Origin of the sequence: Janthinobacterium leeuwenhoeki (genome assembly GCF_051380795.1) — a bacterium.
Classification (GTDB): Bacteria; Pseudomonadota; Gammaproteobacteria; order Burkholderiales; family Burkholderiaceae_D; genus Janthinobacterium.
The window spans coordinates 178,514-194,984 of record NZ_JBNYXT010000006.1 but is presented as its reverse complement, the minus strand read 5'-3'; the positions used below and the strand labels follow the sequence as shown (position 1 = coordinate 194,984).

13 protein-coding genes are annotated in these 16,471 nt (G+C 62.4%); 6 read left to right on the top strand and 7 right to left on the bottom strand.

The annotated features are described in order from the left end of the window. Nucleotides 1-12: 12 nt before the first annotated feature. Nucleotides 13-1,701: a M14 family zinc carboxypeptidase gene (locus tag ACQ4WS_RS08065; protein ID WP_436475203.1), complete on the bottom strand. Its 1,689-nt coding sequence runs from the start codon at nucleotides 1,699-1,701 to the stop codon at nucleotides 13-15. A gap of 150 nt (nucleotides 1,702-1,851) precedes the next feature. Here ACQ4WS_RS08065 and ACQ4WS_RS08060 point away from each other — a divergent pair, with 150 nt between their 5' ends. Continuing rightward, nucleotides 1,852-2,430 (top strand): hypothetical protein, encoded by a 579-nt coding sequence (locus tag ACQ4WS_RS08060; RefSeq protein WP_436475201.1) that lies wholly within the window; start codon nucleotides 1,852-1,854, stop codon nucleotides 2,428-2,430. 68 nt (nucleotides 2,431-2,498) lie between these two features. On the opposite strand, the gene ACQ4WS_RS08055 is transcribed toward ACQ4WS_RS08060, so the two are convergent. The 6 genes from ACQ4WS_RS08055 to purB all read right to left on the bottom strand — a co-directional run bounded on the left by ACQ4WS_RS08055 (nucleotide 2,499) and on the right by purB (nucleotide 8,682). After that, nucleotides 2,499-4,652 (bottom strand): S46 family peptidase, encoded by a 2,154-nt coding sequence (locus tag ACQ4WS_RS08055; protein ID WP_436475199.1) that lies wholly within the window; start codon nucleotides 4,650-4,652, stop codon nucleotides 2,499-2,501. Nucleotides 4,653-4,958: 306 nt separating this feature from the next. After that, nucleotides 4,959-5,228 carry a GlsB/YeaQ/YmgE family stress response membrane protein gene (locus ACQ4WS_RS08050; RefSeq protein WP_071321703.1) on the bottom strand — a complete coding sequence of 90 codons (270 nt, stop codon included), beginning with the start codon at nucleotides 5,226-5,228 and terminating at the stop codon, nucleotides 4,959-4,961. Nucleotides 5,229-5,392: 164 nt separating this feature from the next. Further along, complete coding sequence (locus ACQ4WS_RS08045) at nucleotides 5,393-5,968, bottom strand: YceI family protein (RefSeq protein ID WP_436475197.1); 576 nt, start codon at nucleotides 5,966-5,968, stop codon at nucleotides 5,393-5,395. Between the two features lie 36 nt (nucleotides 5,969-6,004). After that, nucleotides 6,005-6,559 (bottom strand): YceI family protein, encoded by a 555-nt coding sequence (locus ACQ4WS_RS08040; protein ID WP_436475195.1) that lies wholly within the window; start codon nucleotides 6,557-6,559, stop codon nucleotides 6,005-6,007. Between the two features lie 34 nt (nucleotides 6,560-6,593). Next, a complete protein-coding gene (locus tag ACQ4WS_RS08035; RefSeq protein ID WP_436475193.1) occupies nucleotides 6,594-7,118 on the bottom strand; it encodes a cytochrome b in 525 nt (174 codons plus the stop codon). 184 nt (nucleotides 7,119-7,302) lie between these two features. After that, nucleotides 7,303-8,682, bottom strand: coding sequence for an adenylosuccinate lyase (gene purB, locus ACQ4WS_RS08030; RefSeq protein WP_436475191.1), 1,380 nt, complete (start codon nucleotides 8,680-8,682; stop codon nucleotides 7,303-7,305). A 277-nt stretch (nucleotides 8,683-8,959) separates the two neighbouring features. On the opposite strand from purB, the gene ACQ4WS_RS08025 reads away from it, so the two are divergent. The 5 genes from ACQ4WS_RS08025 to ACQ4WS_RS08005 all read left to right on the top strand — a co-directional run bounded on the left by ACQ4WS_RS08025 (nucleotide 8,960) and on the right by ACQ4WS_RS08005 (nucleotide 16,426). Beyond that, nucleotides 8,960-9,574, top strand: a complete 615-nt coding sequence (locus ACQ4WS_RS08025; protein WP_436475190.1) for a glutathione S-transferase N-terminal domain-containing protein — start codon at nucleotides 8,960-8,962, stop codon at nucleotides 9,572-9,574. A gap of 7 nt (nucleotides 9,575-9,581) precedes the next feature. Then, nucleotides 9,582-10,610 carry a LacI family DNA-binding transcriptional regulator gene (locus tag ACQ4WS_RS08020; RefSeq protein WP_436475188.1) on the top strand — a complete coding sequence of 343 codons (1,029 nt, stop codon included), beginning with the start codon at nucleotides 9,582-9,584 and terminating at the stop codon, nucleotides 10,608-10,610. A 312-nt stretch (nucleotides 10,611-10,922) separates the two neighbouring features. Continuing rightward, nucleotides 10,923-13,217 carry a TonB-dependent receptor gene (locus tag ACQ4WS_RS08015; RefSeq protein ID WP_436475186.1) on the top strand — a complete coding sequence of 765 codons (2,295 nt, stop codon included), beginning with the start codon at nucleotides 10,923-10,925 and terminating at the stop codon, nucleotides 13,215-13,217. Between the two features lie 15 nt (nucleotides 13,218-13,232). Then, nucleotides 13,233-15,101, top strand: a complete 1,869-nt coding sequence (locus tag ACQ4WS_RS08010) for an alpha-amylase family glycosyl hydrolase (RefSeq protein WP_436475184.1) — start codon at nucleotides 13,233-13,235, stop codon at nucleotides 15,099-15,101. Beyond that, complete coding sequence (locus tag ACQ4WS_RS08005) at nucleotides 15,098-16,426, top strand: MFS transporter (protein ID WP_436475182.1); 1,329 nt, start codon at nucleotides 15,098-15,100, stop codon at nucleotides 16,424-16,426. The genes ACQ4WS_RS08010 and ACQ4WS_RS08005 overlap by 4 nt, the downstream gene beginning before the upstream one ends. The last annotated feature ends 45 nt before the right edge of the window (nucleotides 16,427-16,471 follow it).

The following is a 16,471-nucleotide window of genomic DNA, read 5'->3' as shown; positions in this document are numbered from 1 at the left end:
TACCGCCTTGATTTACATCAGGGCAATGACGGGGTAGCGCCGCCATTCCGGCTCGGCAAAGCGCTGGCAGTGTTCAAAAATGAAATCGAGTACGGCTTCCTGATTGCTCAGCAAGGCTGGGTTGGCAGCTTTCCAGTCAGCAAACTTGGCCGCCAGCGCCGGCTCATCGCGCAGCAGTTCGGAGGCCATGTCTTCGAATACGTAATCGGAAAACGCTTCCTTCTTTTCCAGCACGCTGTTGAAGAAGCCCCAGCGGAAGAAGCTGTCGTGCGCCTGCGGCTCCAGCGTTTCCACGGCGTAGCGGGCCTTGTCCTGCTCCAGGCTGATGACATAATCGCCCGCCTGTACGGTGAACTGGCCCGTGCGCGCTTCGACGTCGACCGTGTCGTGGAACATATGGCCTTCGTAGGCCGTGGCGCGCGTACCGACGTTGGCAATGTGGTAGTAGCGCGCCGTTAGCGTCTGTTCGGTGGTGATGCGGCTCATTTCGACGCCGTTCCAGCGCAGCCGCTCGATGACTTCGCGCCAGGCTTGCGGCACGATATAGGCTTTCGGCGCCGCTACCGTGACGTCCGCATCGAAGCGGTTGTAATAGGTGATATCGCGTTCCCACGGCTGCGAGCGGTCATACGACAGGCGCTGGTAGTTGCCCAGGAGACTAGGCGTGTATTGCGCCGCATAGCCCTTGAAGGGGAAGGTCGACGGCTGTTCTTCGTTCATGCTCCAGTGGATGGGCCACTCGGCTTGCGTGCGTCCGGCAGCCTTGGCTTGCGCGCGCAGCTGGCGGATTTTCTCGCCATGTTTCACCGTGAACGCCATGGTGATGTCGAGCAGGGCGCGCATGGAAGCGTAGCGGTCGGCAAAGGGCTTGAGCATGTGCGTTTCCGGCATGAAGCCGATGACGTGATGCAGGGCCGCAAAACCGGTCGAGAAACGGGGCACTTCGAGGAATTCGGCGATGCCGTGGTCTGGGCTGTCCTTGACGGGATTGACGTAAGGGCAGGTGGGCCAGCCAGCTTGTTCCATCTGCGCAAAGATGTGCGGCAGCATGGTGTCTTGCAGGAAGGGACCCAGGCCATTGCCCAGCTTATCCGTCTGCGTGTGGATCAGGGTCATCGTGTACGGATAGTCGGCACCGTTCGACGTATGCGTGTCGACCATCACGTCCGGGTCCCAGCTGGCCAGCAGGCGGTTGAACACTTGCGCGTTCAGGCTGTCGCACTTGATGAAGTCACGGTTCAAGTCCAGGTGGCGGCTGTTGCCGCGGAAACCGAATTGCTCCGGGCCATCCTGGTTCACGCGCGAGGTATTAGCGCGGTTCAGGCTGCCATCGACGTTGTAGATCGGAATGAACAGCAGCACGGTGCTGCCCAGCGCCGCCAGGCGTTCCGGTTGCGTGCAGAGGTCGCGCACGATGGCCATGCAGGCGTCGATGCCTTCCGGTTCGCCCGGGTGGATGCCGTTATTGTTGAAGAACACGGTGCGGCCAGCGCGCTTAATTTGCTCGCGGTCAAACACGCCGTCCGCGCTGACGACGCCAGCGTGGATGGGTACGCCCGAGTCGGACAGGCCGATCTGTTCGAAGTGCAGCAGCTGCGGATAGCGTGCGGCGAGATCTTTATAGAAAGTGATGCATTCCAGCCAGGTAGTGGTCTGGTTGTGGTTACCGAGTTCGTAGGTCGTGCGCAAGTCTGGTGGCATAGCGGTCTGAGTCTGGGAGGGGGAAGGCGCGCTGGGTAAGTACGCCCGCTAGGGGCCAATTGTAGCACCGGCGCTCCTGCCTTGAGGCGCCGCAAGGGCTTGCTGCAGTACTTGTGTTATGAATACGTTTCACGCGCGAGGGGAGGCGGCATGGGCAAGGCAGTGATGGCAGCGCTGGCGGCGCTGGCGTGGTGGGCTTGCCTGGCGGCGCAGGCGGCACCGTTGCGCTTGCCAGCAGGCAAGGGACCGGTGGCGCAGGGCGGATCCGTCACGGCTGCCGCGCAGGGCGCGCTGATACGCTATCGTGGCTGGCTGCTGGCCGTCGATGGCGCCGTGCCGGAAGAGCGGCCTGACATCTTGCTGACGTCGGCGCAGGCGCGCCAGGCGCCGCTGCTGCAGATCGGCTCCACGCAGCGCAGTTTGCCCCTGTGGTCAGCCTTCGAACTCGTCAAGGGAGGCGCGCGCCTGCGTATCACGGCGCTGCCTGGGCCGGATGAGCTTGCCGCGCTGCTGCTGGATTTTGGCGATAGCGACTACCGCATCGTGATTCCTGCCGCCGGCATCGCGCGTCACGCTTATCCTGCGCTGGCGCAGCGCTTTCCCGGCGCCGACCTGGCCTTGCCGCTGCAGGAGGGCCGGCGGGTCATGCTGCCGCTGGGAAGTGGCCGCGCGCAAGTGTTTGGCGCGGAGCAAGCCGTGCCTTACCGCTTTAGCAAGGTAAAACGCTAGGCGAAAAAAAGCCACTCCCGCAGGAGTGGCTCAGGCTAAAGCGCCCGTTGCCGGGTTATTGCTTCTTGTTATTCAGCGCCCATTTCTTTCAGCAGGTTGTCTGCGTGGTCGATGTGTTTCATGTTCCACAGCATGTAGCGCAGGTCGACCTGGATCGAACGGGTGTTGGCCTTGTTGTAGTCCCAATCGGAAATGATCGAGTCCAGGGTGCCGTCGAAGGCCAGGCCGATGAATTCGCCTTTTGCGTTCAGGGCAGCCGAACCGGAGTTGCCGCCGGTGATGTCCAAAGTGGCCAGGTAGTCGACCGGCACGGTTTTCAGCTTGGGATCGACGAATTTACCGAAGTCCTTGGCTTTGATCGCGGCAAGTTGTTTCGCAGGTGCATTGAACTCGCCTTCGCCCGTGGCTTTGGCAGCGACGCCATTGACGGTGGTGAAGGCAGTCCAGGTGGTGCCGTCGGCGCCATGGTCACGGCCGGCAACTTTGCCGAACGTTACGCGCAAGGTGCTGTTGGCGTCAGGGTAGACGGCTAGCCCCTTGCTCTTCATGAAGGCAATTTTTGCTTTCATGTAGTTGGCGTAGGCTTGCTGGATCTTGCCTGCCAGTTCTTCGTCTTCCGCTTCGTTTTTCAGCGAATCCGGGTACATGGCGACGGCTGCCTGGATGAAGCTGTCCTTGCTGGCCTGGAACTCGGCTGGCGTACGTTTCAGCCATGCTGCGCGTTCTTCCTTGTCGGCCAGCTTGCTGCCCGCATACAGTTTGTCCAGGGCGGCGGACAGCTCGGCCGGCGACATGCCGTCCTTGATGCCGATAGCGGCGTCGAAGCTGGCGCGGCGCTGTGCGGCCGGTTGCGCGGCGTACTTGCTCAGGCTGTTCAGTACCAGTGCCTTGTCGACTTTTTCATCGTAGGTGCGCTCGACCGAGGTGATACCCGCTTCCAGGCGTGGCAAATCGCGCGTCTGGTAGCCGGACTTGCGTTCCGCATCGGCTTTGGTGCTTTCGTTCGACAAACGGTACAGGCTGCGTGCCGTGCTCAGCAGGCGTGGCTGTGCGTAGCTCAGGAAGAAATCGCGCTTGGTGTCGGCATCGCGTTCGGCGATCAGCTTTTCCACTTGCTCGATATCGCCGGCAAATTCAGCCTTGCGTGCTGGCGTGGCGTTGACCCACGCTTTCAGGGCATCGTGTTCCGTCGTCTTGCGCGCCAGGAAGTCGCTGCCGGCGTAGGAGTCCAGCATGCCTTGGCGGTTCTTGTAGTAATTGTTCACGCCAGCGACTTGACCCGCGTATTTCAGGGCCACATCCTTGTTGTCCTTGGTTTCGCGCGCGATGATGGCCAGGGTTTCGCCCGATGCTTTCACGAATGCCGGGTAGTTCCAGTCAAACGTGTACGCTACTTCCGATGGCAAACGGTGACGGTTGGTGCGGCCAGGGTAGCCCAGGACCATCACGAAATCGCCTTCTTTCAAGCCATCCTTGGCCAGTTTCAGCACGTGTTTTGGTTGGTAAGGCACGTTGTCCTTGCTGAAGTCGGCAGCTTTGCCGTCGCGGCTGACATAGGCGCGGTAGAAGCCGTAGTCGCCCGTGTGGCGTGGCCACATCCAGTTGTCGGTGTCGCCGCCGAACTTGCCCACGCCTGCTGGAGGCGCGTGCACCAGGCGCACGTCGCGGATTTCCAGTTGCTTGATCAGGTAGAACTCCAGGCCGCCGTAATAGGCCGACACGGTGCAGCGGAAACCGGCTTCTTTTTCGCACTCGGCGACCAGTTTCTTCTGGTTTTTCTCGATCGCGTCGATGCGCGCCTTGCCTTGCAGCTTGGCCACGTCGGCGCTGATGATTTTGTCGCTGACATTGGTCACGGCCGAGGTGACGAAGATGCGGCTGCCTGGGGCGGCCGGCAATTCTTCAGCGAAAGTCTTGGCCAGGAAGCCGTTGGCCAGCAAATCGCGCTCTTTGGTCGAATTGACCGCCACGCTGTTGTAGACGCAATGGTGGTTGGTGGCAACCAGGCCTTGCGGCGAGACAAACGAGGCGGAGCAACCGCCCAGACTGACGATGGCGCCCATCGGGAACTCGGTCAGTTTGGTCAGGTTGGTCGGATCGAGTTTCAGTCCGGCCGCTTTCAGTTCCTTGGCTACTTGTGGCAGCTGTTGGGGCATCCACATGCCTTCGTCGGCGTGTGCGAAATTGCTCAGGATGGCGAGCGCGATTAAAGATTTTTTCATTCGAGTTCTGTTCTTTTACATTGTAGGGAAGTCGGAATCAGCGGAGTACCCGCTGATTGTGCAGCGGGCGACCTAGAGTATCCGTATCGAACTCGCACTAGTCAATCACATTTTCCGGGCAGCATGTTCGCATGTGCTTGCTTGAATGGCATGGTTTTGGGCGGCGAAGGGGATGAAACCGGCTGCCAATGCGCATTTTTCCCTGCCGAGGCTGTGGTATGGTCCATACAATTGTTCTGGCAGCAATGAAAAATGGCCGGGCGCTTGCGCGGCCCGGCCACTTGCTCTGCGCTGCTTTTTGCCTGCTTAGCGTATCTTGCCGCGGCGCAAAAGATTCACGATGCCCAGCAGGATCACGGCGCCCAGGAACGAGACCAGCAACGCAGACAGGCTGAAATTGTCGCTATTGATGGTGCCCGTGCCGAACAGGGGCGCCAGCAGCCATCCGCCCAGGAAGGCGCCCACGATGCCGACGACGATATTGAGGAAGATGCCCTGTTGCGCATCCGTTTTCATGACCATGCTGGCCAGCCAGCCGATGACGCCGCCAATAACGATCCAGATAATGAAATTCATGTAGTCCTCCGCGCGATGGGTGAGTGGGGTGCCATGTCAGAACAACATCATGCCGATGGATAGTGATGCCACACGATAGAAAAGTCCAGCGGATTCGCGTGGCGCATGCAAAAGCCCGCCTGGCTGCGGGCAGCGAGGCGGGCTTGTCTGCGGCACGGTCGTGTTTAGTCGGCCTTGATGGCTTCCACCTGGATGGCCAGCTTGACTTCCGGCGAGAACGCCGGCATGCCGTAGTTCAGGCCAAAGTCGCTGCGCTTGAATTCCGCCGTGGCATCGGCGCCGCACACTTCGCGCTTGTAGCGCGGGTGCATGATGCACTTGAACTTGCTCACGTTCAGCTTGACGGGCTTGGTCACGCCCAGCAGGGTCAGTTCGCCATCGACTTCCACCAGCTGCTCGCCGTTGAACTTGAACGATGTGCTCTTGTAGGTGATCTGCGGGAATTTCTCGACGTTGAACATGTCCGCTTTTTTCGCGTGCGTGTTCATGGCGTCCAGGCCGAAGTCGATCGAATCGGCATCGATGACGAGATCCAGGCTGCCTTTCTTGGCGGCACGGTCCAGGGTTACGGTTCCCTTGGTCTTGTTGAACTTGCCGCGCCAGACGGACATGCCCATGTGATCGGCTTCAAAGCTGGGGAAGGTGTGCGTCGGGTCGAGGTTGTAGGTGTCGGTGGCGGCCATGGCCGAACCCGCGCCGGCGGCTGCCAGCACGGCGATCATCAAGTGCGAAAGTTTCATTGAGTTCCTAGAGTTAAACAACGAGAAATAAAACGATTATTGGGCTGAGACGTGGAATTTAATTGTGACCTCGTCTGCAACCATGCTCGTGTCTTTCCACTCGCCTTCGCCGATGTTGTAGGTCAGTCGCTTGATCGGCAGGGCGCCGTCGAAGGCATATTTGCCGCCATCGGACTTCACCGTCAGGGGGAAGGTCACGTCGGTGGTCTTGCCTTTGATGCTCAGCTTGCCGCTTACCGTCAGCTTGCCCGCACCGGCGGCCTTGATGCTGCTCGAGACAAAGGTGGCTTTCGGGAACTGGGCCGCGTTAAACCATTCTTTCTTGGCCACTTCCTTGTTGTACTCGGGGTCGCCGATATCGATGCTGGCCGTGTCGATTTCCACCGATGCCTTCGAGGCGTCCGGCGTGGCCGGGTTGTAATCGATGGCGATATTGAATTTCTTGAACTTCGCTTCCACGGGCACGTTCATTTGCTTGAACACGGCCGACACGCTGGTCTTGGCGGGATCGACTTTCAGCAGGGTGGCGGCGGTGGCGGCCACGGATAGGCCCAGCAGGGAGGCGAGGACGATGCGTTGGGTGTTTTTCATCTTATTTTTCCTGTGTTTCAGTGAGCAAGGGACGTTAAGGCAGCATGCGTTTAAGTACGCCGTCGCGGTCGATGAACTGGTGCTTCAGCGCCGCCAGCACATGGGCGGCCACTGCGGCTGCCATCGTCATGTTCAGAACATAATGAATCTCTTTTAAAAGTGGCTTAAGTTCCGGGTTCGGCGCCATGATGACGGGCAGCTGGAATAATCCAAGGTACATCACCGGCACGCCGGCAGCCAGGGTGTACAGGTAGCCGGAGACGGGCACGGCGAAGATCAGGATGTACAACAGCACGTGCATGGCATCGGCCGCCTTCTTTTGCCAGACAACCATGCTGGCCGGGTGCGGCGGCGGTACATTCGCCTTGCGCCACAGCAGGCGGATGGCGGCGATGGCCAGCACGGTCACGCCCAGCCATTTATGCCAGGAGAAATATTTTAGCTTGGTGGGCGTCAGGCCGGGAATATCGACCATGACCAGGCCCATGACGAAGGCGCTGATGATCAGGAGGGCGGTCAGCCAGTGCAGGATGATGGCGGTGGTGGTGTAGCGTTGCATCGACGGCTTTCTTGAAAGTAGTACGCATTAGGACTAGTTCGGCCTAATATACCAAAGAAAAGCAAATTGCGCTGCGTGCTGCAGATTCTACAAGAAAGATTGCCGGAAAAACCGCGGGGCGGGCAGCATTTGTGTGCTGGCCGCCCCGCGGGAGTGGGATAGCATGATCCCATGTGGAAACTGCTTAGATGGCTTTTGCCAATTGCGCTGCGATACCGATGTAGTTGCCCGGCGTCATGGTCAAGAGCACGTCCTTGGCATCCTGCGGAATGGCCAGGCCATTGACGAAGGTTTGCAGCGCTTCTTTCGAGATGCCCTTGCCGCGCGTCAGCTCTTTCAGCTGCTCGTACGGATTTTCGATGCCATAGCGGCGCATCACGGTTTGTACGGGCTCGGCCAGCACTTCCCAGGTCGCGTCCAGGTCTTGCGCCAGGCGCGCGTGGTTCACTTCCAGCTTGTTCAGGCCGCGCAGGCAGCTGTCATAGGCCAGCAGGGTGTAGCCCAGGCCCACGCCGATATTGCGCAGCACGGTCGAATCGGTCAGGTCGCGCTGCATGCGCGAGACGGGCAGTTTTTCCGACAGGTGTTTCAGGACGGCGTTGGCCAGGCCCAGGTTACCTTCCGAGTTCTCAAAGTCGATCGGGTTGACCTTGTGCGGCATGGTCGACGAACCGATTTCGCCCGCTTTCAGCTTTTGCTTGAAGTAGCCCAGCGACACGTACGTCCAGATGTCGCGGTTCAGGTCCAGCAGAATCGTGTTGGCGCGCGCGAAGGCGTCGAACAGTTCGGCCATGTAGTCGTGCGGCTCGATCTGGATGGTGTACGGATTGAAGACCAGGCCCAGGCGCTGTTCGATGACGGCCTGCGAGAATGCCGGCCAGTCGAAGCCAGGGTAGGCCGACAGGTGGGCGTTGTAATTGCCCACGGCGCCATTCATCTTGCCGAGGATTTCCACTTGCTCGATGCGTTTCACGGCGCGCTGCAAGCGGGCCACGACGTTGGCGAATTCCTTGCCCAGGGTGGTCGGGCTGGCCGTCTGGCCGTGCGTGCGCGACAGCATCGGCACGTCGGCATTGTCGTGCGCGATCTGCGTCAGCTTGGCCACCAGGCCGTTCAATGCCGGCAGCATCACGCCATCGCGCGCGGCTTTCAGCATCATGCCGTGCGAGGTGTTGTTGATGTCTTCCGAGGTGCAGGCGAAATGGATGAATTCCGACGCCGCCACCAGTTCCGGCACGTCCGCCACTTGTTCCTTCAACCAGTATTCGACGGCCTTGACGTCATGGTTGGTGACCGCTTCGATGGCCTTGATGCGGGCCGCGTCGGCTTCCGAGAAATCGGCTGCCATCTTGTCGAGCAGGGCGGTCGCTTCTGCCGAGAAAGGCTTGATTTCAGCGAAACCGGCTTGCGACAGCGCTTGCAGCCAGGAGATTTCCACTTTCACGCGGTGGTGCATGAAACCGGCTTCGGACAGGATCGGGCGCAGCAGATCGGTCTTGCTGGCGTAGCGGCCATCGAGCGGAGACAGGGCCGACAGCGTGGAATACGGAGGTGTAGAAGTCATGAGAGCGGACGCAAGTTAAAGAAACGGTTGGCGTGTGGCGCAGGGGGAGGGCAGGGCTATTGCAATACAGCAACACTGACGGCGCCACAGTAAAGGGAGATTTTACCACCGCTGGCCGCTGGCCAGCCGTCCGTGGGCCGCCGGCGCACCGCAATCTGGCCTAATCCGGCCCCGATGCGGCGTGCCTGCCACACACTGGGGGCCGTCGGGCGCGTGCTGCCAAACACCGCTGCCGCCGATGCTATACTGCTTGCTGCTCCTTTACCTTAAAGTACCTATGAAACTGATCGGTTCCCTCGCCAGCCCGTATGTCCGCAAAGCCCGTATCGTGCTGGCGGAAAAAAAGCTCGACTATGTCTTCGAGCTGGAAAACGTGTGGGCGCCGGAAACCCGCATCGCCCAAGCCAATCCCCTGGGCAAGGTGCCCTGCCTGGTGATGGAAGATGGCAGCACGCTCATCGATTCGAAAGTCATCGTCGAATACCTCGACACGCTCACGCCCGTGTGCAAACTGCTGCCGGCCGGCGGCAATGGCCGCGAGCGGGCCGATATCAAGAACTGGGAAGCGCTGGCCGACGGCATCCTCGACGCGGGCGTGCTGGTGCGCCTGGAGCGCACGCAGCGCCCGCCCGAGCAGCAAAGCGCGGCCTGGATCGCGCGCCAGCTGGAAAAAATCACCCTGGGCCTGGCGGCGCTGGAAGCACGCCTGGGCGAGAGCGCGTATTGCGCCGGCAAGAACTACACCCTGGCCGACGTGGCCGTGGGCTGCACGCTGGGCTGGCTCAGCTTCCGCTTCCCGGAAATCGACTGGCGCGCGGACCATCCGGCGCTGGCGCGCCTGTTCGACAAACTGTCCGAGCGGCCATCGTTCAAGGACACCGCGCCGCAGTGAGCGCACGATGACCGTGACTGATTCGAAGGCGCAGCAACGCCTGCAGATGGCCGATATCGCGCGCCTGGCCGGCGTGTCCACATCCACCGTGTCGCGCGCGCTGAGCGGCAGCTCGCTGGTCAATGAAGAGACGCGCGCGCGCGTCATCGCGCTGGCCCGTTCGCTCAAGTATTCCATCAATATCGGCGCGCAAAACCTGCGCCTGAAACAGAACCGCACGGTAGGCGTGGTGGTGCCGTATGACGCGGCCACGCGCCAGCACCTGTCCGATCCTTTTTTCCTGAGCATGCTGGGCAGCCTGGCCGATGCGCTGACGGAGCAGGGCTTCGACATGCTCATTTCGCGTGTGGATGCGGAAACCCTCGATGCAGCCGCCCAGTCCTTCGATAGCGGCCGCGTGATCGGCATCATCCTGATCGGCCAGTGGCGCCACCATGAGCAACTGAACCAGCTGGCCGCGCGCCAGGTGCCCATCGTCGTGTGGGGTGCGCAATTGCCGCAGCAGCTGTATTGCACCGTCGGCGGCGACAATGTCGCCGGCGGCAGGTTGGCCACGGAACACTTGCTGGCGGCGGGGCGCACGCGCATCGCCTTCTTTGGCGACGCCAAACTGCCCGAGGTGGCGCAGCGCCACCAGGGTTATGCGCAGGCGCTGGCCGCGCAGGGACTGGCGCCGGACCCGCAACTGTACGTGGCCGGCTCCTTCCTGCCGCAGGGCGGCGCGACGGACGTGCAGGAACTGCTGGACCGCCAATTGCCGTTTGACGCCATCTTTGCCTGCAGCGACTTGCTGGCCATGAGCGCCATCAGCGCCCTGCGCGCGCGTGGCGTGGCCGTGCCGGAACAGGTGGCCGTGGTCGGCTACGACGATATTGAACTGGCCGCGTATTTCCATCCGCCGCTGACCACCGTGCGCCAGCCGATCCGCGCCGCCGGGCGCGCGCTGGTGGCCTCGCTGCTGGCACTGGTCGACGGCGCGCCCGCGCCATCCCAGCAATTGCCAACCGAGCTGATCGTACGCGCCTCGGGCCGCTGAGGCGCGCATCTGCAATCGGTTGCAACCGATTGCAATAATTTCTTATTCCACCGTTTATTTTCATGCTGCATTGCAGCATGAAAACCCCTAAAATCGCGTCAGGCATCGCATTTCTAGTCATGTATTGCCCGTAGTATTCTCTTAAAAACAACAATATTTCCATGTTGCAGTGCTCGATTGCAATCGATTGCAATAAATTCTTATCCGTTGAATAATGACGTACCGGCTCAGCCAGCGCGCCACGGCATGCAGCGGCCAGGACTCATAACAAGCGGATACCTCGATGTATCGGCATACAACACTGGAGACAAGATGAAGACACGTACTGCTCAACGCGGTTGCATGGCCGCAGCCATCGCCCTGGCCCTGCTGCAATGGGGCGTCGCCCAGGCGCAATCGGCCGGCGACACCGCCAGCGCCGGCCCCGCCGATGGCCTGAACCTGGAACGCATCGTGGTCACGGGCACCACCGGCGGCACATCCAAAATGAAATCGAGCAATTCCGTCAGCAGCATGGAGCTCGACACCATCTTGCACAACGCACCCACCAGCGCCGCCGAAGTCCTGCGCTCGGTGCCCGGCTTGCGGGCCGAGTCCTCGGGCGGCGAAGGCAATGCCAATATCACCGTGCGCGGCCTGCCCATTTCCGCCGGCGGCGCGCGCTATGTGCAGATCCAGGAAGACGGCTTGCCGGTGCTGCAGTTCGGCGACTTCAACTTCACCACGCCCGACAGCTTCGTCAAGATCGATTCCACGCTGGACCACCTGGAAGTGGTGCGCGGCGGTTCGGCCTCCACCCTGGCCACCAATTCGCCGGGCGGGATCATCAATTTCATCAGCAAGAACGGCAAGGAGCAGGGCGGCAGCGTGGCGCTCAGCCGCGGCCTGGGCTACGACCAGACGCGCGTGGACTTCGATTATGGCGCGCCGATTTCGGAGCGCACGCGCTTCTTCATCGGCGGCTCCTGGCGGTCGGGCGAAGGCATCCGCCACAGTGGCGTGAACAGCGAAAAGGGCGGCCAGATCCGCGGCAATGTCACGCATGAATTCGACAGCGGCTTCGTGCGCCTGTCGTTCAAGCACCTCGACGACCAGTCGCCCACGGCCCTGCCGGTACCGGTCAGCGTGCGCAATGGCCGCATCGGGGAAATCGCCGACATCGACCCGCGCAAGGCCAGTTTCTATTCGCCGTACTGGGTGCCCGACATGGTGCTGAACAAGGATAATCAGCGCGTGGCCACCCGCGTCAACGACGGCTTGCACGTCAAGAGCGACACCGTGGGCCTGGAAGCATCGTTCAAGCTGGGGCAGGGCTGGAGCGTGAGTGAAAACTTCCGCTATGCCGATAATTCGGGTCGCTTCACCGGCGTCTTCCCGTCGAATAACGGCAGCGACGGCAGCTATGTATTTGCCAGCGGCCCGAACCAGGGCAAGCCCTACGCTGGCCGTGCGTTTTCCGCCGTGGTGTTCAATACCTCGATCGACGACGCCAGCAATACCCTGAGCGACACCAAGCTGGCCAAGACTTTTGTTCTCGACGGCGGCAAGCTGACCACCACGGCCGGCCTGTACCTGTCGCAGCAAAAGCTGGGTCTGACCTGGAACTTCAATGAATACCTGATGCAGGCCACGGGCGACCAGCCGGCGCTGCTGCAAACGGCCAGCGGCACGCCGGGCTATATCGGCCCCGCCTTCGGCGCCTGCTGCTCGCGCGCCGTCGACATGGAATACCGCACGACGTCGCCGTACCTGAACCTGGCCTGGGAAAGCGGCGCGCTGAATCTCGACGGCGGCTTGCGGCGCGACCGCCAGCATGCCAGCGGCACGGCCAATCAGGCCACCGGCGCGCAAGCCTATCTGCCGTCGACGGTGCAGCAGGTCGACTACACCTTGGGCCACACTTCGTACTCGCTGGGCGCGAACTACAAGCTGCAAGCCAACCTGGCCGTGTTTGCCCGCGTCAGCGAAGGCGTGGCCTTCAATGCCGACCGCATCCTGTTCGGCACGCCGCTCGACGGCAGCGTGCCGGTGGCCATCAACACCGTGCGCCAGCTCGAAGGCGGCGTGAAATGGCGGCAGGGACCACTGAGCACCTTCGTCACCGTGTTCCAGGCCAAGACGAAGGAAAGCAATTACGAAGCGACTACCCAGCTGCGCACGGCCAATAGCTATGAAGCGAAGGGCGTGGAGCTGGAAGCGGCTTACAGCGCCGGCGACTTCCGCATCAATGGCGGCCTGACGTTCACGGATGCCGAGATCACGGGCACGGCGGCGGCCGACGTGGCGCTGATCGGCAATACGCCGCGGCGCCAGGCGCGTGTCGTGTACCAGCTCGCGCCCACCTATGAATGGGGACCGGCCACTCTGGGCGCCAGCCTGGTTGGCACGGGCAAGTCGTGGGGCGACGATGCGCACACGATCACCTTGCCGGCATACCAGGTGCTCAATGCCTTCGTCAATTACCAGCTCACGCCGCAAATGCAGGTGGCGCTGACGGCGAACAATCTGCTCAACAAGATCGGCTATACGGAAGTCGAGGGTGATGGCCATGCGGCCCGCTCGATCACGGGGCGCGCCGTCAAGCTCAGCCTGAAATACGCATTTTAAGCAAGGATAGGATTCATGATGTCGATACGCAGCCCCCTGGCGCGCCTGCTGGCGCCGCTCCCCACGCACTTGCGCGACGATGCGGCGCGCCGTTATGCGCGCCAGGAGGCGGTCTTGCTCGACCGCCTGGGTAGCCTGTATGGCCAGCGGCCGGACTTCCTGCCCTGGCTGGGCGACCTGATGGAAAGCGTGGGACGGCTGTACGCGGCGCGCGCGCCGGCGCTGCTGCGGCAAGATGCGCAGCGCGAAGCGCAGCCGGACTGGTTTGCCAGCCAGTCCATGCTGGGCTACAGCGCGTATGTACAGCGCTTCGGCGGCAGCCTGCAGGGCGTGGCCGCGCGCATTGCCCACCTGCGCGAATTGGGCGTGACGTATCTGCATTTGCTGCCGTTTTTGCGTCCGCGCGCTGGCGAAAGCGATGGCGGCTTTGCCGTCGCCAGCTTCGAGGAAGTCGACCCCGCGCTGGGCAGCAATGCAGACTTGCTGGCGTTGACGGCGCAGCTGCGCGCGGCCGGCATCAGCCTGTGCTCGGACCTGATCCTCAACCACGTGGCCGACGATCATGCGTGGGCGCTGGGCGCCAAGGCGGGCGATCCGCTACTGCGCGATTTTTTCCACACCTATCCCGACCGCGCGCAGCCGGACCGCTACGAGCAAACCGTGGGCCAGGTCTTCCCGCAGGCGGCGCCGGGCAATTTCACCTTCGTGGCGGAGCTGCAGCGCTGGGTCTGGACCACGTTTTACCCGTATCAGTGGGACTTGAACTATGCCAATCCGGCCGTCTTCGCGGCCATGGCCGGCGCCATGCTGGGCCTGGCCAACAAGGGAGTGGAGGTGTTCCGCCTCGATTCGACGGCCTTCCTGTGGAAGCGCGCAGGCACGGACTGCATGAACCAGCCCGAAGCCCACAGCCTGCTGCAAGCCTTGCGGGCCATCGCCGCCATCGTCGCGCCGGGCGTGCTGCTCAAGGCCGAAGCCATCGTGCCCACACCCAAGCTGCCCGCCTACTTTGGCAGCGATGCCGCGCCCGAATGCCATATCGCCTATCACAGCAGCCTGATGGCCGCCGGCTGGGGCGCGCTGGCGGAGGAAAGCACAGACTTGCTGCAGCAGGTGATCGCCGCCACGCCGCCGCTGCCGCCGGCCGCAAGCTGGCTCAGTTATGTGCGCTGCCACGATGACATCGGCTGGAACGTGCTGCTCAATGAAGCGGGCGCGGACGGGCCGGCGCGCCTGGCGCGCATCGCACAGTTCTTTGCCGGCACGCCGGGCACCGGCAGCTATGCGCGCGGCGCCGCCTTCCAGAGCAGCAGCGCCGACAAGGCGCATGGCAGCAACGGCATGGCCGCTTCGCTGGCCGGGCTGGAAAGCGCCATCACGGTGCAGGAGCAGGAATACGCGTTGCGGCGCCTGCTGCTGCTGCATGGCCTGGCCTTGAGCTTTGGCGCCTTGCCGGTGCTGTACATGGGCGATGAACTGGGCATGACCAACGATTACAGCTACACGCAGCGCGCCGACCGGGCGATGGACAGCCGCTGGCTGCAGCGCCCCGCGTTTGACGACAGCCTGCTGGCATGGCGCCACGATGGCGTGAGTGCCAGCGGCCGGCTGTACCTGGCGCTGCGCCAGCTGGTCGACGCGCGCGGGCGCTTGCCGGCCCTGGCCGCCGCTGCGCCGCGCAGCGTGCTGCCGGCCGACGCGCCGTCCGTGCTGGCGCTGCTGCGCGGCGACGCGTTTCTCAACCTGAGCAATTTCAGCGGCACCAGCCAGCGCTACACCTTGCCCGCAGGCGAGTGGCGCAACAGCCTCGATGGCAGTGTGCTGGCCGGCACGGTAGGCTTGCAGCCCTGGCATATGCTGTGGCTGGAAAGGGAAGCAGCATGAGCGACGCCAGCGCACATCGTCCGCATCTGTCGTTCTGGCAGATCGTCAACATGAATGTCGGCTTTTTCGGCATCCAGTTCAGCTTTGGGCTGCAGCAAAGCAGCATGAGCCCCATCTACAAATACCTGGGCGCCGATGAAGCAAGTCTGCCATATCTGTGGCTGGCCGGTCCCATGACGGGCTTGCTCGTGCAACCGCTGATCGGCGCCATGAGCGACCGCACGGTGACGCGCTGGGGACGCCGCACGCCTTACTTCCTGATCGGCGCCATCCTGTGCAGCCTGGGCCTGCTGGCCATGCCCTTCAGTCCCACCCTGTGGATGGCCGCCAGTCTGCTGTGGATACTCGACGCGGCCAACAATGTGACGATGGAGCCGTACCGTGCCTTTGTCAGCGACAAGCTCGACAAGAAGCAGCACTCGCTGGGTTTTCTCACGCAAAGCGCGTTTACGGGGCTGGGGCAAACGCTGGCCTATCTGACGCCATCGCTGCTGGTCATGCTGGGCATGAACAAGGATGCCGTCAATGGCAGCCATATCCCGCACATCGTCATCGCCGCCTTCCTGATCGGCGCCGTGTTCTCGCTCGTCTCGGTGCTGTGGACCCTGAAGACGACGCCGGAAAACCCCCTCACGGCCAGTGAGCTGGCGGCCATCCGCAGCCGCCCGCCGGGCTGGCGCCACACGCTGGCCGATATCGGCGCGGCCCTGCGCGACATGCCGCCGACGATGAAGCAGCTGGCCCTCGTCAACCTGTTCCAGTGGTACGCCCTGTTCTGCTACTGGCAGTACATTGCGCTGTCGCTGGCGGCGACCCTGTTTCACACGACGGACCCCGCGTCGCAAGGCTTTCGTGACGCGGGCCTGCTGAACGGGCAGGTGGGCGCCTTCTATAATTTCGTCGCCTTTGTCGCCGCCTTTGCGCTGGTGCCGTTCACGCGCCGGTTCGGCCCCAAGCGCATGCACAGCCTGTGCCTGTGCGCGGCCGGCGTGGGCATGCTGAGCATCCCGCTGATCCACAGCCCGGCGCTGCTGTTGCTGCCCATGCTGGGCGTGGGCCTGGCCTGGGCCAGCATCATGGGCAACCCCTACATCATGCTGGCCGGCTGCATTCCGCCCGAGCGCACGGGCGTCTACATGGGCATTTTCAACATGTTCATCGTCATCCCGATGATCATCCAGATTTTCACCCTGCCCCTGTATTACCGCAGCTGGCTGGGCGGCAATCCGGAGAACGTCATCCGGCTGGCCGGCGCCCTGTTGCTGTGCGCGGCGGTGGCGGTGCTGTTCGTCAAGCTGCGCCAGCCGCAGACCACAAAGACTTGAGGACGCACGTAAAAAAACCGGCTCTGCCGGTTTTTTTTCGATGCT